The organism is Idiomarina sp. 28-8 (assembly GCF_000320945.2).
In the GTDB taxonomy this organism is placed as follows: Bacteria; Pseudomonadota; Gammaproteobacteria; order Enterobacterales; family Alteromonadaceae; genus Idiomarina; species Idiomarina loihiensis.
This window is the reverse complement of the sequence record NZ_DF266789.1, coordinates 745,462-762,491: the sequence shown is the minus strand read 5'-3', so window position 1 is coordinate 762,491 and position 17,030 is coordinate 745,462. Positions and strand designations below refer to the sequence as shown.

The 17,030-nt window shown below is 47.6% G+C and carries 17 protein-coding genes; 7 read left to right on the top strand and 10 right to left on the bottom strand.

Translation table 11 applies throughout. The annotated features are described in order from the left end of the window. Positions 1 to 115 precede the first annotated feature (115 nt). Positions 116 to 532: a YqaA family protein gene (locus tag RJ32_RS03790; protein ID WP_011233330.1), complete on the bottom strand. Its 417-nt coding sequence runs from the start codon at positions 530 to 532 to the stop codon at positions 116 to 118. A 122-nt stretch (positions 533 to 654) separates the two neighbouring features. Here RJ32_RS03790 and RJ32_RS03785 point away from each other — a divergent pair, with 122 nt between their 5' ends. Then, positions 655 to 990, top strand: coding sequence for a zinc ribbon domain-containing protein (locus tag RJ32_RS03785; protein WP_011233331.1), 336 nt, complete (start codon positions 655 to 657; stop codon positions 988 to 990). 117 nt (positions 991 to 1,107) lie between these two features. On the opposite strand, the gene RJ32_RS03780 is transcribed toward RJ32_RS03785, so the two are convergent. Continuing rightward, a complete protein-coding gene (locus RJ32_RS03780; RefSeq protein WP_034819195.1) occupies positions 1,108 to 3,159 on the bottom strand; it encodes a TonB-dependent receptor in 2,052 nt (683 codons plus the stop codon). 277 nt (positions 3,160 to 3,436) lie between these two features. Between RJ32_RS03780 and RJ32_RS15340 the strand changes: the two genes are divergently transcribed. Next, positions 3,437 to 3,559 (top strand): hypothetical protein, encoded by a 123-nt coding sequence (locus tag RJ32_RS15340; RefSeq protein ID WP_255801540.1) that lies wholly within the window; start codon positions 3,437 to 3,439, stop codon positions 3,557 to 3,559. 72 nt (positions 3,560 to 3,631) lie between these two features. On the opposite strand, the gene RJ32_RS03775 is transcribed toward RJ32_RS15340, so the two are convergent. Then, positions 3,632 to 4,474, bottom strand: a complete 843-nt coding sequence (locus RJ32_RS03775; protein ID WP_034819192.1) for a bifunctional transcriptional activator/DNA repair enzyme AdaA — start codon at positions 4,472 to 4,474, stop codon at positions 3,632 to 3,634. A 283-nt stretch (positions 4,475 to 4,757) separates the two neighbouring features. Here RJ32_RS03775 and RJ32_RS03770 point away from each other — a divergent pair, with 283 nt between their 5' ends. Together RJ32_RS03770 and RJ32_RS03765 are read left to right on the top strand one after the other, a co-directional pair. Next, on the top strand, positions 4,758 to 5,369 hold the full coding sequence (locus RJ32_RS03770; RefSeq protein ID WP_034819190.1) for a TetR/AcrR family transcriptional regulator: 612 nt from the start codon (positions 4,758 to 4,760) through the stop codon (positions 5,367 to 5,369). 194 nt (positions 5,370 to 5,563) lie between these two features. Beyond that, the gene (locus RJ32_RS03765) at positions 5,564 to 6,946 is read left to right on the top strand and encodes an NAD-dependent succinate-semialdehyde dehydrogenase (protein WP_034819188.1); all 1,383 of its coding nucleotides are present in this window, start codon (positions 5,564 to 5,566) and stop codon (positions 6,944 to 6,946) included. A 90-nt stretch (positions 6,947 to 7,036) separates the two neighbouring features. Here RJ32_RS03765 and RJ32_RS03760 read toward each other — a convergent pair whose 3' ends face one another. The 5 genes from RJ32_RS03760 to RJ32_RS14470 all read right to left on the bottom strand — a co-directional run bounded on the left by RJ32_RS03760 (position 7,037) and on the right by RJ32_RS14470 (position 12,583). Next, complete coding sequence (locus RJ32_RS03760; RefSeq protein WP_034819186.1) at positions 7,037 to 8,125, bottom strand: DUF2891 domain-containing protein; 1,089 nt, start codon at positions 8,123 to 8,125, stop codon at positions 7,037 to 7,039. A 37-nt stretch (positions 8,126 to 8,162) separates the two neighbouring features. After that, entirely contained in the window at positions 8,163 to 10,325 is a 2,163-nt protein-coding gene (locus RJ32_RS03755) for a S9 family peptidase (protein ID WP_034819184.1), read from the bottom strand. A gap of 189 nt (positions 10,326 to 10,514) precedes the next feature. After that, a complete protein-coding gene (gene dps / locus RJ32_RS03750) occupies positions 10,515 to 11,030 on the bottom strand; it encodes a DNA starvation/stationary phase protection protein Dps (protein ID WP_034819182.1) in 516 nt (171 codons plus the stop codon). 131 nt (positions 11,031 to 11,161) lie between these two features. Beyond that, positions 11,162 to 12,250, bottom strand: coding sequence for an NADH:flavin oxidoreductase/NADH oxidase (locus RJ32_RS03745; RefSeq protein WP_034819180.1), 1,089 nt, complete (start codon positions 12,248 to 12,250; stop codon positions 11,162 to 11,164). Positions 12,251 to 12,382: 132 nt separating this feature from the next. Then, the gene (locus tag RJ32_RS14470) at positions 12,383 to 12,583 is read right to left on the bottom strand and encodes an AraC family transcriptional regulator (protein ID WP_370543288.1); all 201 of its coding nucleotides are present in this window, start codon (positions 12,581 to 12,583) and stop codon (positions 12,383 to 12,385) included. On the opposite strand from RJ32_RS14470, the gene RJ32_RS03740 reads away from it, so the two are divergent. Continuing rightward, entirely contained in the window at positions 12,563 to 13,516 is a 954-nt protein-coding gene (locus RJ32_RS03740) for a PhoX family phosphatase (protein ID WP_235598913.1), read from the top strand. The two genes, RJ32_RS14470 and RJ32_RS03740, sit on opposite strands and share 21 nt — an antisense overlap. A 64-nt stretch (positions 13,517 to 13,580) precedes the next feature. Here the strand turns inward: RJ32_RS03740 and RJ32_RS03735 are convergent, their stop codons facing one another. Next, complete coding sequence (locus RJ32_RS03735; RefSeq protein ID WP_034819178.1) at positions 13,581 to 14,000, bottom strand: organic hydroperoxide resistance protein; 420 nt, start codon at positions 13,998 to 14,000, stop codon at positions 13,581 to 13,583. Between the two features lie 123 nt (positions 14,001 to 14,123). Continuing rightward, positions 14,124 to 14,579, bottom strand: coding sequence for a MarR family winged helix-turn-helix transcriptional regulator (locus tag RJ32_RS03730; RefSeq protein WP_011233344.1), 456 nt, complete (start codon positions 14,577 to 14,579; stop codon positions 14,124 to 14,126). Positions 14,580 to 14,757: 178 nt separating this feature from the next. On the opposite strand from RJ32_RS03730, the gene RJ32_RS03725 reads away from it, so the two are divergent. Further along, on the top strand, positions 14,758 to 16,143 hold the full coding sequence (locus tag RJ32_RS03725; RefSeq protein ID WP_011233345.1) for a family 43 glycosylhydrolase: 1,386 nt from the start codon (positions 14,758 to 14,760) through the stop codon (positions 16,141 to 16,143). Positions 16,144 to 16,235: 92 nt separating this feature from the next. Next, entirely contained in the window at positions 16,236 to 17,030 is a 795-nt protein-coding gene (locus RJ32_RS03720) for an SDR family NAD(P)-dependent oxidoreductase (RefSeq protein WP_011233346.1), read from the top strand.

The window sequence follows — 17,030 nt, the reverse complement described above, 5'->3', positions numbered from 1 at the left end:
ATTATCGAACCTGAGTATAGCTTTAAAGAAAAATTTCGTCTGTGTTCACAGATTAAAAAAAACAGGTCACCGTTTTAGAGTGAATCCGGTAGGTGTAATGGTGCGATGAGAGTTATTAAAACAACTGCGTAATACCCAACAAAATAGCGTAGCGGCCAGCTTTACTGATGAAAACCAGAATCAAAAATTGCCAGAAGGTTAATCGCAGCATACCGGCTATAAACGTAAGAGGATCGCCAATGAAGGGTGCCCAGGCCATCAGCAGCGACCATTTGCCAAAACGTTCAAACCAGCGGTGCCCACGGGCTAAAGATTTGGGTTTGAACGGGAACCAGCGGCGATCCTGATACCGTACCAAAAAACGACCCAGAACATAGTTGACCACTGACCCCAGCGTATTACCGATTGAGGCCAGCCACCAGATTATCCAGACATCGTAATCCATGCGCTGGGCTGCCACGACCACAAACTCAGACTGAGCAGGCAGTATTGTGGCGGCCAGAAAGGCTGTCAGAAATATACTTAAATACATAAAATCCTATTACGTGGCACAGCTTATAACGGATGTCATCAGCGTAATGGAAATGACAAACACAAAAGTTTTTGACTACACTCAACAATGAACACTCATCAATAAAGCAGAGAGGTACCTCAATGGCATTTGAAAAATGTCCAAAGTGTGAAGATCAGGTACTGGATAATAACTATAGCTGTCCTGCCTGTGGTTTTGTGAAGAGTGAAAAATCGGAGCAAGAGAACCAACCGGGCGAAAACAGCGCGATTACGTCTGAGAACACATCGAAAAGTTTGCAGATACAAGGTGTGTTATCGCTCGTTATTCTTATCGTGGGTGTGCTTTGGTTCTTTTTAACCTCAGAAGAATCTCAACAAAGTAACGAAATCAATGTGATACCTCTGGTTATGTTTATCGGCGGTCTTATCTGGTACATAGTGACGCGCTTTCGAATCTGGCGTTCGCACTCTTCTTAAATGGACTTACGTAAAAGCACAAAAGCCCAACAACACAGTTGCTGGGCTTACGAGTCGTTTGTTCATCAGTCTTTTATACGCATCAACCGACGAATGGCTCTTTACGCACGCAATGCTTTAAAAATCATAGGTGGCAGAAAGGCGAATGTCACGACCGGCCTCATAAGGCCCCACCACGGTTGGGAACACTTCGCTGTAGTCGCCGACACTTGAATGGTTTATGTATTGCTCGTCCAGCAGGTTAGTTACCGCTATGTTCACCGAAAAGTTGTTAGTAATATCCCACGCGCTATAGAGATCAACAACGGTATAACTTGGCTTGTTCAAAGTATACAGCAAGTCGGTCCAGCCATTCTCCAGCGCCTGATGCAGGGTCTTAATATGAATGTCATCTACTCGAGTCACATTAAAGCCAAAGCTCAGGTCGCTTGTAACAAAGTAGTCTGCACCCAAAACAATAGTGTTACCACGGCTGTTACCCAAACCATTAAACTCATAGGCGTTCAAATCGATTGAATCATAACTCTCAGTGTACAAGCCGTCGCGCGGAGAAAGCTCAGAGTCTGCGCTGGAAAAGCCGAAGTACATGTCCAGAGAGTTCCAACGATACGCAAGGTTAAATTCAACACCTGTCGACTCAACGTCACCAATGTTGTTGTAGACAGAGTTCCCTGCAAAACCACTGAAAATGACGTCATATATGGTTGACTGATAAACACTGAATTTTGCATTCAGATTATTAGCACTGTACTCAATCGAGGTTTCGATGTTCTCAACCGTTTCCGGTACGACATCACCGGCGACAACGGGAATATCGTTTCCGTCGTAAAGGTATTCGTCCAGAGTAAAGCCATCGCCAATTTCTTTACCTCTGGCGGCCTCGGCGTAACTTAATCCAAACTTCCATGCCTGCGACAACTGATACGACAAACCGGCGTTAAAGCTAAGCTCACTGTCATCGAGGCTCGCCGGCGTATCCGTTACAGGCTCGCCAGAATACTCATCAAGCAGAATTTGTTGCTGAAATTCATAGTCGTCATAGCGCACGCCGTAGCTAAACAAAAGATCGGCTGTAATATGACTATGCGCTTGCGCGTAAACGCCTAATACACTGCTTTCTTCTGAGTTTTCTTTCGGGCCGGCAGCAGGGCCACTTTCTACCTCATCACTGCGGTAATCGACGCCGTAAGTAAAGCTGTGGTTGAGAGTTTCGCTGGTATTGCGAATATCAAAACCCTGAGTGTCAATTTCAGCTAACCAATCAAAACGGCCACCGCGAAACGATGAGCTTGTCTGGTAAGCGGTTGCTTTAAGGTACACCGCGTCACTGTGGTCAAACCGGTAATTGGCGACATAGGTGTCACGTTTAGCCGCGCTTGGATAAAGCGGCGAACCTTCGGGTACAACCCAGTTCGGGCGAGCAGAGAATTCACCTTCTTCATCGCGCTGCTCAAAACTGAATGACACATAATGATTATTGGCAATGTCACCACTTGCTTTTAAAAAGGTGAGGTCCTGGTCTGCTGCTGTACCGTATATTTTATTATCGTCACCGTCTTCCATGGTGTTGCGGTCAACGGTACTGAAATAGCCTAAAAGACCAAATGAGTCATTAAGCTTCCCGTATAACGTGCCGCTGTAACGCGTGCCATCATTAGAGAAGTAGTTCGCTTTTAAACGACCGCCAAACTGCTCGTCATTGTGCAGTAAGTCCTGAGCATCTTTTGTCTTGAAGCGTATTGAGCCGCCAATAGCTCCAGGGCCACTGGTCGCCTCGCCAGCGCCGGCCTGTACGTCTATTTGTTTGAGTAAATCTGGGTCCAGGGTTACGCGACCAATATGGTGAAACAGGGTGGAAGTTTGCTGCGCACCATCTACCGTCACATTAAGGTATGCATCTTCAAGGCCGCGAATATAAATCTTTTGGGCTACACCAACAGAACCACCTACGCTTACCGAGGGAGATTCCCGGAAAATGTCAGCAAGGTCATTCGCCTGAAACTGCTCTATGTCGTCTGCAGTTACACTAAAGTTTGTGGCGGCGCCAACGACAGAAATTCGCTCTATTTGTTTCTCTTCTTTATCGCTATTTTCAACATCCGCTGTCTGCGCAAACAGGACTGGGCTAAATAGCGAAAACACCGCTCCAGTAAAGATAAACTTATTCAAAACAGTTCCCCCTTTAGGTTTTATTAAATCTAAATGAGAATGATTATATTGTTCATTTGAAATAAAACAAGGCCTTCGGGATTGCCACAGAATAAGTTATTCAGAGGATTGCATGCGTGGGGCTGCTATCCGTCGAGATATCGTTAGATGCTTGCGAGGAAAAAGCAGAAATACGAAGTTATTTTCAGTAATGGACATACATATCTCTAAGAGCCGTCTATACTTTTAAATAGCGTCATAATTGAATGATGCTGACAAACTCTTTAAGGAGTTGACAATGGATACGCAAAAAAATAAAGGTTCACAAACGCCAAACAAACCAGGCGAACAGAAGCAGGCAGCACCCGGTCAGCAAAAAGACCAAAAGCAATCTGAGCATGCACCTGCTAAAAAAGCGTAATTAATTACGCAATCCCGAGCCCAGTGTAATTTGCTGGGCTTTTTTGTAGGGGCTAATAAAGTTTTTCAGCAATTATACTTCTATTGGCTTTTCGCACAGCAGCTCCCACGCCTGAAGCATCTCTTTCTTCGCAGAACCCCAGCGATACCCGCCTAAAGCGCCGCTTTTCTGAATAACACGGTGACACGGAATTAGCATTGCAACAGGATTAGCTCCAACAGCATTACCAACTGCACGAGATGCCCCTGGGCAATCGAGTACATTGGCAATTTGCGAATAGCTCGCCAGCTTTCCCGGTGGTATCCTCAATAACGCTCGCCATACGGCCACTTGGAAATTAGTACCCATAACGTGCAATGACAAGGGGTTAGACTGCCCGTCTTTTAACCGACTAAACAGTACGTTAGCCACATAGTTCGTCGCGTTTTCGTTGCTTACGAGCGCGGCTTTGGGCCAGTCTTTGCATAAATCAGTAAGTATCTCGTCAACAGCTCTGGAGCCCAAAAACTCAATGCGGCATACGCCCCGTGGAGTAATTGCGACAAATATCTTACCAAAAGGAGTTTCATTTACGCCGTGTTGGATAGTAACTCCCTGGCCTTCGTTCTTGTATTCACCTGGCGTTACGGCTTCTAGCTTTACAAAGTGGTCATACAGTCGGGAGCCTCCGCTTAAACCCATGCTGAGGGAAACATCCATAAGAGAGCTTTCTCCCTTCAGCATTCGTTTGCTTCGCTCCAGCGTGAGGGCCTGCAGGAAGCGTTTCGGTGTGGTGCCTGCCCATTTACAAAACACCCGATGGAAGTGGAACGGACTGAGATGAACATGAGCAGCAACGTCTTCCAGGGTCGGCTGGCTCGATACATGCCCTGACATATAGGTCATGGCTTTTTCAATGCGAGTGTAGTCAGACATAATCAATACCTTTAAACGTAACGAATTGATACACCACCATCCACTAATAAGGTGGAACTGCAGGTAAGATTAGAAGTATCACACGCTTACTATAATGCCGACCCGAAGCTTGCTATCTGGAGACAAGTGACCTCGAATTCAGACTGAATCGATTTTTTCATAAACGGGTGTCACTTGTTACACCCTATTGCTAATAAGCACTTCTATTTTAAGTTATATTGTAGCGCTTAAAACCATTTAGAAAATTAGGAACGTTCAGGCGACGTAATTAGAGGTTCTATTAATGCAACGAACAAAAAAAGCGGCAACCAAACGCCAGCATATTCTTGAGACGGGGTACCGGTTGGTACTTAAAAAAGGCTTTGCTGCGGTGGGGTTGCAGGAAATTCTTAAGAGTTGTGGTATCCCAAAAGGTTCCTTCTATCATTATTTTCCATCGAAGGAAGCCTTTGGTTGCGAGTTGTTGAAAGAGTACACCAATGATTACGGATGTAAGTTTGAGCAGCTGCTTACGGCATCGGGTAGTGGCCGAGACAATTTAATGCGTTACTGGGATGCCTGGATAGCTGACCCTGATGACCCGACACGTGGTTGGGCGGAAGAGTGTCTGGTGGTGAAGCTTGCGGCTGAGGTTGCAGACATGTCTGAGACTATGCGGCAGATCCTGGATGATGGCGTGCAGCAGCTCATAGTAAAGATTGCGACTTTGATTGAGAATGGTCGTAGTGATGGCTCGCTAGCTGATGGAGCTCCTCCCCTTCAATTGGCTCGGGTGCTTTACCAGATGTGGATGGGTGCGGCATTGCTCGCTAAATTAAGCCAGGACAAGGAACCTCTACATGAAGCGCGGAATTCAACTCTTCTAATGCTGGATTGCAGCGATACTAAGGCTTAAAAGGCCGTTATCCGCTATACCCGAGTTCACCGGCTCATCACTCTGAGTCGATTTGACAGAATTGCTCATTGTCCGCTACAGTTAAGAATAGACCGGTCGTCTATAGCGCAAGGCGTTAAAACACGTCGATCTAAAACCTGATTGGTTTAGAGAATTTACCAATGTTTACTTATAGACAATGAACGGGAGATAGAATGAGTAACCAAATTACTACGATCAATCCCTCTAACGGCGAACAGCTGAAAAGCTATACGAAAATGGATCTTGCCGAGGTCACTCAGATAATCGAGGAGAGCCACGCTGCATTTTTACAATGGCGTCTTGAGTCGCTGGAGCAGCGTGCTAAGAGCGTGAAAGCTATCGGTAAGGCGCTGCAAGAACACAAGGAAGAGTTTGCCGACCTCATGGTTAAAGAAATGGGGAAACTGCCCGAACAGGCACGTCAGGAAATTGACCTGTGCGTGGGTATATGCGACTACACCGCTGAGCATGGCCCGGAAGAGTTGGCTGATGAAGAACGCAAGCCAGGCAACGGTCAGCGAGGTATTGTCACTTACTCGCCAATAGGCATCGTCTATGGCATTCAGCCATGGAACTTTCCCGCTTATCAAGTCGTGCGCTATTCGATAGCTAACATCATGGCCGGCAACACTGTGCTGCTGAAACATGCAGAAAACGTTACCGGTAGTGGCTTGTTGCTGGAAAAAATTTATCGCGAAGCAGGACTGCCTGAAAACGTGTTCCGCACCTTGGTTATTTCCCACGAGACTTCGGATGAAGTCATTGCTCACTCACTGGTACGTGGTGTGACTCTCACCGGGAGCGACGGCGCAGGACGTAAAGTGGCGACTCAGGCTGCTAAGCATCTCAAAAAGACGGTGCTGGAACTTGGCTCTAACGACGCGTACCTGGTGCTCGACGATGCCGACCTCGAGGTTGCGGTGGATACCTGCGTTATGGGACGGGTATTCAACACCGGACAGACTTGTGTGGCTGCCAAGCGGTTCGTGGTGACCGAGGCTAACTACGAGGCATTCAAAGAGCGCTATGTTGAGAAGATGAAAGCTCTGAAAGTTGGTGACCCTACGCAAAGCGATACGGATGTAGGCCCTATGGCCCGTGTTGATCTGCGAGACCAATTGCATAAACAGGTTGAAGAAAGCGTGAGTAAAGGCGCCCGCATACTTTGTGGCGGGGAGAAACCTGAGGGCAAAGGTGCCTTTTATCCGGTAACCGTGCTGGAAAATGTCGAACCGGGTCAGCCGGCTTACGATGACGAGCTGTTCGGCCCAGTTGCCGCATTGATTCGTGCTAAGGATGACGAAGACGCTATGCGCATAGCTAACGACAGCCGCTACGGCCTTGGTGGTGGTATTATCTCAAAAGATGTGCAGCGTGCCACGGAGTTGGCGAGCAAATACTTCGATACCGGTATGGTTTTCATCAACGGCTTCGGCGTTGCAACACCAGAGATGCCCTTTGGTGGTGTTAAGGACTCAGGCTACGGCCGCGAACATGGCGGTTTTGGCATGCATGAGTTTGTTAATGTTAAGGCAATCAACGTGGTTAAGGAGTAATTCCTCGCAGGGTTAGCTTTTAACTTACCGGCCACTCCTCAATGAGTGGCCGTTTATAAACTCTTTTGTCCCCGTCTTTTCTGTCAGCAACTACCGCGGGGTCTGATTTAACGCCTGAATAGCAAAACTGCCCAGCCAATGACCACCTTCGTAGCTATCGCCGATTAGATTGGGGTAAGAGTGCGCCATATGCTTATCGGCTATTTTGCGTAAATGCCCGTACCGCGGGTATTGGTTCGCCAGCGCATAGAGGTTCCAGGCGCGGCTAAAGTTTAATCCATCCAGATGGACCAGTTTGCCATCGGTTCTGTCGCCAACTTCACCTACCGCCAGACTGAATTCGGGATCGGAGAGCTGTGGCATAAAATCATCTAGCCAGGTTAAAAATTGCTGCTTCGGCAGAACGCGCTGCATTAAGCCAATTTCTTCCAGGCAGGGCGAAAGAAAGTCGTAGCCGCTGGGCTCCCAGCCTATGGGGCAGTTTTTATCTTCCAGAAAATAGTCTTTCGCGCGTTTGGCAATTAACTGCTGTAGTTCGGTGTGCTGCTGATTAACGGCATAGTCGTAGGCGAAACTTAAGCCAAAGGCCGTGTTGGTATGCTCGCCCACCCGCACTGGGTAAACTAATCGAGGTAAGAAGTTGATATAGCGATCAACAATTAAATCGGCTAATGGTTGTAAGTTGGCGGCTAGGTCTTTGGCCATAGGGTCCTGCCAGGAATGGAGCTCGTCAGACAGCTTTAACAACCAGGCCCAACCGTAAGTGCGCTCGAACGAGTCATTAATATCTTTACTGAAAAAGTCGACTTCGCGCGCTACTTTTTCAGCGGTTAAATTACGTTTAAGTATGGCTTTGACTTCGTCGGCCTGTTCTAAGTTTGGAAACTGACGCAATAAAGTCACCATTGACCAATAACCATGAGCAGCGCTGTGCCAGTCAAAGCAGCCATAAAAAATCGGGTGTATAACCGACGGTTCCTTTAAATCATCGGCACTTCCCAGTATTACTCCCGTTTTGTATGGATAAGGTGTCTCGACACAATGCAGTGGCAGGGTGATTAGCTTATTCGCTTCGGACAAGGTTAGGCTGTGCGAAGATGTTTGCCCGGTGTCGGCAGCCTGAGTGAACAGACTAACCGACATAAGTAGGGCGCTGCTTATAATGCCGCGAATATTCATAATGTTGCCTTATAGGTTCGAGACTGTGTGAACTGGCTCATTTGCTTTTCAGTAAATCGAGAAAGAAAGCGTATTCCAGCGCCGTGTTTTGCAAGCGCTTAAAGCGCCCGGAAACACCACCGTGACCCGCTTCCATTTCGGTTTTAAACAGCAGTAGATTATCATCGGTTTTATAATCTCTGAGCTTGGCAACCCACTTGGCCGGTTCAAAATACTGAACTTGCGAGTCAAAGAGTCCGGTGGTTACCAGCAGGTTAGGGTAGTCCTGTGCGCTGATTTGATCATAAGGTGAATACGACAGCATATAGTCGTAATAAACTTTCTCTTTCGGGTTACCCCATTCGTCAAACTCGTTGGTAGTGAGAGGAATACTCTCATCCAGCATGGTCGTCACAACGTCGACAAAAGGTACATGTGCCGCTACGCCAAGGTAAAGTTCCGGAGCCTGATTGATCACTGCGCCCATTAACAGACCACCAGCACTACCACCCATGGCAAAGACTTTATCCTCAGCGCCATAGCCTTGCTCAACCAATGACTTAGTCACATCAACAAAGTCATTAAAGGTATTTTTCTTGCTCAGTTTTTTGCCGTCTTCGTACCAGGGGCGACCGAGCATTTGTGAGCCGCGAATATGGGCGATAGCAAAAACAAAGCCGCGATCCAGTAAGCTTAGACGGTTGCTGCTAAAGCTGGGTTCTGAAGTAGAACCGTAAGAGCCATAACCGTATTGATAAAGTGGGTTGGTGCCATCTTTTTTAAATTTGTCCTTACGGTAAACCAGTGTTACCGGTACCTCAGCACCGTCCCGGGCGGTGACAAATAACCGTTCGGAAGCGTAGTTTTCAGGTTTAAAATCGCCAAGTACAGGCTGTTGTTTTAACAGCGTTTTATCCAGACTGTTCAGGTCTACATTATAATGGCTACCCGGAGTGGTCATACTGGTGTAGTAAAGGCGCAGCTCAGGGTTATCGGCTTCTTTGTTACCGTAAAAATACAGCGTGTAAGCTTTGTCGCGGAATGAAAGCTCTTGTTCATCACCGGTATTTAGGTTTCGTACGAACACCTCTGTTAGTCCGCGCTGGCGCTGTTTATAAACCAAATGCTGGTCAAACAGCTCAATGTCTTCCAGTCGAGTGTCTTCTTTATGTGGAATAACTTCCTGCCAGTGCTGCTTGTCGCCAAGCTTATCTGCGCTTACCCGCATCAGGCGAAAGTTCACGGCATCCAGATTGGTCAACACATAATAATCATCACCGTGTTTAGCTATGCTGTATTCTAGGCCGTCTTCCCGTGGCACAAACTCAACCGGCTTGGCGTTGGGGTCATTGGCATCAATTAGCGAGACGCCTTTAGATTCGGTCGCATCATGGATAATATAAATTTTTGAGTCGTCTTTGCTTTTGCGAATGCCGGTGTAAAAGGTTGTGTCCTGCTCTTCATAGACCAGTTCATCTTGTTGCTGTTCGGTACCCACTTTATGACGATAGACTTGATAACCCAGCAGGGTTTCCGGGTCTTTCTTTATGTAGTAAAAATGCTGTCCGTCGTTACCCCAGACAATATCGCCAGACGTATTTTTGATTTGATCCGGGAGTAACTCACCTGTTTTCATATTCTTAAGTTTAATTTCATACATACGGCGGCTAACGGTATCTTCACTATAGGCAAGAATCGCATCGTCCGGGCTAACTTCCAGACTGCCTACGGAGTAATAATCTTTACCTTCAGCAAGCTCATTAACATTTAACAAAATTTGCTTGTTGGTACCGGAAAAATCTTTACTGCGAACGTAAATCGGGTACTCGTTATCGCCGCGCATTTCTGTTGAGTAATAGTAGCCGCCGTCACGTACTGGCACGGAGTTATCATCTTTGGCAATGCGGCTTTTCATTTCTTCAAACAGCTTTTGCTGCAGATCTTCCGTGTGAGCCAGCATCTCATCCGTATAAGCGTTTTCAGCCTCAAGATAAGCCAATACTTTAGGGTCTTTACGTTCATCGTCCCGCATCCAGTAATAATTATCGATGCGGGTATCACCATGAATGATCATTTCATGAGGGATTTTTTCTGCTACCGGAGCTTCAACGACTTGTTTAGAGGTCGATGAGCTGGTATCGGTGTTTTGATTCGCAGGAGAACAGGCCTGCAATAATGCAGCACTTAATAAAGCAATATACAGTGGGCGAAGCTTTTGCATGTGGGGATCTCGTTATGATTATTATTTTTAATTCAAATGATATTAACAAAGTTATAAATTGTTAGCTATATCGGGGGAAGCCCGGTATTTATAGGCTTTTCTTAATTTCAGTAGTCTGGCTTTAAAAGCAAAAAGCCCAGCAACATCCTTGCTGGGCTTCCGGGTTGGTTTACTAATTGTACAAATTAATTAGCTTTTGAGTTCACCCGATGCTGACTCGATATGAGCACGGACAAACCACTGGAATTGCTCAAGCTCGGCTAGTTGGCCGGTGAGCATGTCTTCCGAAACAGGGTCTAGTTCAGCGAGTTTATTGAGCGCGTCTCTGTGGTCTTTATTTACACCGTTGTACACTTTATCAAGTGCAACTAAATGTTCAGTTACCAGACCTCTGCCTATCGAATAGTCTTTCCATGAACGGCGGTCCACAATTGACTGCGGGGTACCGGCGGGAACGCCGCCCATAGTGGCGATGCGCTCTGCGATGGTATCGGTCATTTCACGAATGCTATCAACCTGCGGGTCCAGCATTTCATGTACGCCAATAAAGTTTGGACCAACTACGTTCCAGTGAACATGTTTAAGCGTCAGTTGAAGGTCAAGCAGTGCGACCAGGCGGTCGTCGAGCAGTGCTATAGCGTCTTGGGCAGACTTGTCTTTAATCCCAGGGGCGGTGAATTCAGCTGTTTTATCACTTGTATTCATTATTCCTCCTGTTATTTGTTCATCACCCCTTTATACGCGTAAACCGACTTAATGGATCTCGGCGCTTAATAAGCAAAGGCAGCCACCGTATAGGGTGACCGCCTTTGCTTGAGCTGCGAACAACTTATTACCTAATAGCGTTCAAGCCAGTGCGCGTAAGGTGCTGGTAATACCCACGAAGGCTTCTCGACACGCAGTGCTTTGGCTGCGTCGTAAGGCCAGTGAGGATTCGATAAATGAGCACGACCCACCATGACCAAATCCAGTTGCCCTTGTGCAACCGTGTGTTCTGCCAGCTGAGGTAAATCAATGCCCCAGGCGGAAGCCACTGGAATATCCGCCTCTTTACGAATGCGCTCAGCAATAGGTGCCATAAAGCCCGGACCCCAGGGGATTTCGGCGTTTGGTGTTGAGAAACTGATACTGACATTTAAAAAGTCCAGTCCCTCAGCTTTTAGCAACTGAGTCAGTTTAACGGACTCCTGCATCTGCTGCTCGTCATTACCGTCAAACTCAATTACACCAAAGCGTGCAGTTAGTGGGAAATTATCTGGCCATACCTGTTTTACCGCACGAACTGTCTCCACCAGAAAACGGGCGCGGTTCTCGAATGAACCACCGTATTCGTCAGTACGCTGGTTGGCATGAGGGGAAAAGAAGCTTTGTCCCAAATAACCATGAGCAAAGTGCAGTTCAAGCCATTCAAATCCTAAATCACGAGCTCGTTCCGCAGCGGAAACAAAGTCATTTTGCACGCGTTTTATGTCATCCAGCGACATTTCTTTAGGTTCGCGAGGCAGGTTTGCACCAAAAGCGATAGGAGAAGGCGATATTGGTTGCCAGCCTTTAGCATCATTTTCAGCTATATGGTCGTCACCGTCCCAAGGGCGGTTTGCGCTGGCTTTGCGTCCGGCGTGACCAATTTGAATACCGGCAACGGCGCCTGCTTTTTTAATATTCTCGACAACCGGCGCAAAAGCTTTTGCCTGTTCGTCGTTCCAGAGACCGGTGCAGTTGGGGGTAATGCGGCCTTCAGGAGAAACCGCGGTGGCTTCAACAATCACTAAGCCAGCACCGCCACGCGCCAGGCTGGTGTAATGGCTTAAATGCCAGTCGTTAACGACACCGTCTTCAGCCATATATTGGCACATTGGGGGAACGGCAATGCGGTTACGCAAACGTACGTCTTTTAACTCGAACGGTTGAAATAATGCGGACAACTTAAGTACTCCTGTTAATTACTGCGCTTGCTGTGAAAGCAATTTTGAGGCACCTATACTAGCTCGTGCGCTAGCTTTAGATAATTAGAAATAATCTATCTCAACCATCGAAAAAATGAATCAAACGAAGTATCACCCGGCCAACTGAGCGTAACTGTTTTCAGACGCCTCTCGGAATTCATTAATGTCGGCTTTCGGCGACTGTCCAAATAAGCGGCTATACTCGCGGCTAAACTGAGATGGACTTTCATAACCCACCTGATAGCAGGCGGTGCTGACATCGCTTCCTTCAAACAACATATTAAACGAAGCATGCTGGGTCGTTTTGCTCATGAAGGTATTGTGTTTGCTCCGGCAGTGGAAGGAGAGCCGCTGGTGGCTTATTCCGGCGATGATTCGCGCTTTGAATATATTTATAAGTTTGTTTCGGCGAAACCTTATTACAAAGCAACTGCTTCAGGCGATTTGCTGAATGAAGGTACGCTGTATGTTGCGCACTTTAATGATGACGGAACGGGTCGCTGGCTGCCGTTAGATATTGAAAACTCAGAGTTCCAGGCAAAGGCCAGCGAAGCGGGCGTCGGGTTCCATTCTCAGGCCGATGTGCTGTTAAATACCCGGCTTGCGGCCGATGTTATGGGGGCGACGAAAATGGACCGTCCGGAATGGGGCGCTGTTCACCCAACGACCAAAGAAGTCTACTTCAGTTTAACCAATAACACCCGGCGTACTGAAGTGCAGACTAATGCTGTGAACCCACGTGCAGAAAACGCTTACGGTCATATTGTGCGCTGGAGCGAAGGCAACCAGCAAAGCGCTGAATCCTTTCACTGGGACATTTTCTTAATGGGCGGCGAAGCGGGTACCCGCACTCCAAGTGCCGAAGGGGATGACCTGACTTTAACGTCTGACAACCAGTTCGCCTGTCCGGATGGCTTGTGGTTTGATCATAGAGGCACGCTCTGGATCCAAACGGACATGAGTGGTGAGCTGTTAAGTGAGGGCAGTTTTGGTAATAACGGTATGTACGCTGCGAACCCTGAGTCTGGCGAGTTGAAGCGCTTTTTGGTGGGGCCTGTGGATTGCGAAATTACCGGGGTGGTTACAACGCCCGACGGGAAAACCATGTTCGTGAATGTTCAGCACCCTGGTGACCGACTGGCGCCTGGTAAGTTTAGCAGTAGCTGGCCTGCCGGTAACGGTGCGCGTCCGCGTTCAGCAACGGTTATTATTACTCGTGAAGACGGCGGAGTCGTTGGAGCCTGAAATAGCCAGCCGATCAGTTAATCTGATCGGCTGAAACTCTGAATACCACGGGTGTTAGTCGCAGCTACACCGTAACGTTCAGGCGTACGTCGATGTTATTACGAGTCGCGTTTGAGTACGGACAAACCTGGTGTGCTTTTTCAGCAAGAGATTCCGCTTCGTCCTGGCTCATGCCCGGTAAATGAATGTTCAGCGTGGCATCAATACCAAACCCGCCTTCAATCTGACCAATACCTATTTCGGCTTTAACTTCAGTGTCTTTGGGCAGTTTAACTTTTTCCTGACCCGCAGCGAACTTCAGTGCGCCGATAAAACAGGCTGAATAACCCGCCGCAAATAATTGCTCAGGGTTTGTACCATCACCGCCTGCGCCACCGAGTTCTTTAGGTGTTGTCAGTTTTACTTTCAGTTGGCCGTCGTCAGACTCTGACTGACCATCGCGTCCGCCGGTTGATGTTGCTACAGCTTTGTACAGAATATCCATAACGATTACCTCACTATTTGGTGTGTTGGGAACTAATACGCATAATGTTAGTGCAATAACAGTTATCGCGATAACAGTATTTTCCGAACGAAGTTATCGATATTTTCGATACATCGGACTTGGCTAGTGGTCGGGCTTGTCTTGTAACTGCGCCCGCAGTGATTCAAGGGTGTGTTTTAAGGCAAGGGCCTCATCAGGCTCCAGTTGAGTGGCGCAGAAAACCTGCTCCGGAACATCGCAGGCAGACTGTTCCAGTTGCCGACCTTGTTCGGTGAGGTATAAATGCAGTTGTCGCTCATCGTCGATATTGCGCTTTCGGGTTATTAGCCCGCGCTGCTCCAGCCGCTTAATAACCGGACTTAACGCGCCTTTTTCCTGAAACAACTTGCGGCTTATTTCCGTAATGGTCACGCCATCGCGCTCCCATAAAAGCAATAAAATAAGGTATTGCGGATAGGTCAAATCAAGCTTCGAGAGCAGCGGCTTGTAGAGCTTATTCATTGCTAGTGAGGTTGAGTACAACGCAAAGCAAAGCTGGTTATCCAGCCTGAGCGCTTTATTACTGTTATTGTCTGCCATGCGTTGCTCCTGTGTCGTTTGTCTCAATGATACGCAAAGTCAGCTTACAAACAAAGTTTAGGGTTTATAGTTAAATAAGTTAATGTCTTATAGTAATACAAATTAACTTTGTGCGAATTAGGTTCGGGGTAGTCTCTAAAACTATTTCCCGGATACCTTAAACCAGGAATCATGTTATATGCCGAATAAATTAATGACTATGCTCGGGGGCTTTGTGCTGGCGGCTTCAGCTATTGGCTCTGCTGTGGCCGGAAATCCTATTATTAAAGAACGCTTTACCGCCGACCCGGCAACCTTAGTGCATGACGGTGTGGTCTATCTGTATGTAGGCCATGACGAAGCTAAAGAAGACGGCGACTTTTTTGTCCTTCGCGAGTGGTCTATCTATTCGTCAGAAAACTTAAAGGACTGGACGCTGGAAGGCGCTTTTCCCCGCACGGAATTTGAGTGGGCAAAAGGCGATACCGCCTGGGCTGCCCAGGCGACTGAACGAGACGGTAAGTTTTACTGGTATGTAACCGTACTAAACGACGACCCCGCTCCGGAAAAACAAGGTTTTGCGATAGGAGTGGCGGTGTCGGATGACCCGGTTAATGGTTGGAAAGACGCAATAGGCGGGCCATTGATAACCGCTGATATGACAGAATCGCCTGAATTTATGAAGGATGAGCCGTGGGACAATATCGACCCAACTGTATTTATTGATGATGACGGACAAGCGTATTTGTATTGGGGGAACACGCACCTCTACTACGCACGTCTGAAAGACAATATGACCGAACTGGACAGCGAAATTCATAAAGTTGATATCAATAACATGCCAGGTACCTTCACTGAGGCGCCGTGGCTGCATAAATACCAGGATAAATATTACCTGACATTTGCGATGAATTATCCTGAAGAGCTGGCGTATGCGGTAAGTGACTCGCCTGAAGGGCCGTGGGAATATCAGGGGCTGATAATGGATGTGTTACCTGATAGCGGAACTAGCCATCAGGCTGTTCTTGAGTTCGAAGAGCAGTGGTATTTGGTTTATCACACCGCCGCGCTGCCAACGGGTGGGAATTATCGTCGTTCGGTTTCGATAGAACATCTTGAGTACAATGAGGACGGCAGCATCCAGAAAATTACCCCAACGGCGTCGGGTATTCACTACAATGCGAAACAGTTGCAGGCCTTTTCAAATAAAGAGTTTCTGACTTATCAGGGTGACGGTGCCGCTGTTGCTGCAGGTGAGAAAGAAAACTATAGCCAGCTGTGGCATCTGCAGTCGTTACGCGGTGAGAAGAATACGGTTTCGTTTCAGCCTGAAGCATCACCTGGTTTCTACCTTGTTTCGGAAAACGGTAAGTTAACCGTAAGCAAGCATGATGGCTCAGACAGTTTTATCGCCAACGCGACCTTTAAGCAAGTTGAAGGCCTGTCCAATAGTGAGTGGTCTTCTTATCATTTGGCAGATAAGCCAGAGGTCTATCTGGTATTACATGAAGGCAGTCTGAAGCTGAGTAAACCTTCGTCTAATGAAGAGAAAGAGGCGGCGACTTTCCGGCCTTCTGCACCTTGAATATAATAAAAAGAGTCCCATGTTTTCCTTAACAAGCCGTGCGTTCATCGTTTTTCTATGTAGCACGGGTATTCAGAAAAAAGGAGCAGCTTATGCACATTGATCTGAACGGAAAACACGCCATTATTACTGGCTCTACAGCCGGTATTGGCTTTGCAATTGCCGAAGGGCTCGCCAAGGCTGGTGCTAATGTTGTGATCACCGGGCGTACTCAACAGCGGGTTGATGAAGCCATCGCCAAGATTAAAAAAGCGGCTCCTGATGCTGGCATTGAAGGTGTCGCAGCCGATCTTGGAACCGCGGAAGGTTGTAAAACTCTGACTGAACAGCAACCAGACACTGATATTTTGGTTAATAATGTCGGTATTTTCGGACCTGAGGACTTCTTTGAGGTGGATGATGATACCTGGCAGCAATTTTTCGATGTGAACGTGATGAGTGCGGTGAGACTCTCGCGCCATTATGCGAAAGGCATGAAGGAGCGTGACTGGGGGCGTATTCAGTTTATATCCAGTGAATCGGGCATTAATATTCCTAGTGAAATGGTGCATTACGGCATGACAAAATCAGCGCTGTTGTCCATTTCCCGGGGGTTGGCGAAAGTACTTAGCGGCACTCAAGTGACAGTTAACGCCATACTGCCCGGACCCACACGCTCAGAAGGCGTGCTTAATATGCTTAAAGACATGGCTGAGGAAGAGGGCGTTTCACAGGAAACAATAGAGTCCCGCTTTGTTCAGGAGAACCGGCCTTCGTCCATTATTCAGCGCTTAGCAACGCCTGAAGAGGTTGCTAATATGAGTGTTTACGTGGCATCGCCGCAGGCCAGCGCCACTACCGGCGCAGCGCTGCGAGTCGAAGGCGGTATTGTCGATACCTTAACTTAG

Bases quoted from the DNA above. Each gene is read 5' to 3' on its own strand.
- RJ32_RS03790 (WP_011233330.1), bottom strand. From the start codon at position 532: ATGTATTTAAGTATATTTCTGACAGCCTTTCTGGCCGCCACAATACTG.
- RJ32_RS03785 (WP_011233331.1), top strand. From the start codon at position 655: ATGGCATTTGAAAAATGTCCAAAGTGTGAAGATCAGGTACTGGATAAT.
- dps (WP_034819182.1), bottom strand. From the start codon at position 11,030: ATGAATACAAGTGATAAAACAGCTGAATTCACCGCCCCTGGGATTAAA.
- RJ32_RS03755 (WP_034819184.1), bottom strand. From the start codon at position 10,325: ATGCAAAAGCTTCGCCCACTGTATATTGCTTTATTAAGTGCTGCATTA.
- RJ32_RS03775 (WP_034819192.1), bottom strand. From the start codon at position 4,474: ATGTCTGACTACACTCGCATTGAAAAAGCCATGACCTATATGTCAGGG.
- RJ32_RS03720 (WP_011233346.1), top strand. From the start codon at position 16,236: ATGCACATTGATCTGAACGGAAAACACGCCATTATTACTGGCTCTACA.
- RJ32_RS03735 (WP_034819178.1), bottom strand. From the start codon at position 14,000: ATGGATATTCTGTACAAAGCTGTAGCAACATCAACCGGCGGACGCGAT.
- RJ32_RS03725 (WP_011233345.1), top strand. From the start codon at position 14,758: ATGCCGAATAAATTAATGACTATGCTCGGGGGCTTTGTGCTGGCGGCT.
- RJ32_RS03770 (WP_034819190.1), top strand. From the start codon at position 4,758: ATGCAACGAACAAAAAAAGCGGCAACCAAACGCCAGCATATTCTTGAG.
- RJ32_RS03760 (WP_034819186.1), bottom strand. From the start codon at position 8,125: ATGAATATTCGCGGCATTATAAGCAGCGCCCTACTTATGTCGGTTAGT.
- RJ32_RS03730 (WP_011233344.1), bottom strand. From the start codon at position 14,579: ATGGCAGACAATAACAGTAATAAAGCGCTCAGGCTGGATAACCAGCTT.
- RJ32_RS03765 (WP_034819188.1), top strand. From the start codon at position 5,564: ATGAGTAACCAAATTACTACGATCAATCCCTCTAACGGCGAACAGCTG.
- RJ32_RS15340 (WP_255801540.1), top strand. From the start codon at position 3,437: ATGGATACGCAAAAAAATAAAGGTTCACAAACGCCAAACAAACCAGGC.
- RJ32_RS03740 (WP_235598913.1), top strand. From the start codon at position 12,563: ATGCTGGGTCGTTTTGCTCATGAAGGTATTGTGTTTGCTCCGGCAGTG.
- RJ32_RS14470 (WP_370543288.1), bottom strand. From the start codon at position 12,583: ATGAGCAAAACGACCCAGCATGCTTCGTTTAATATGTTGTTTGAAGGA.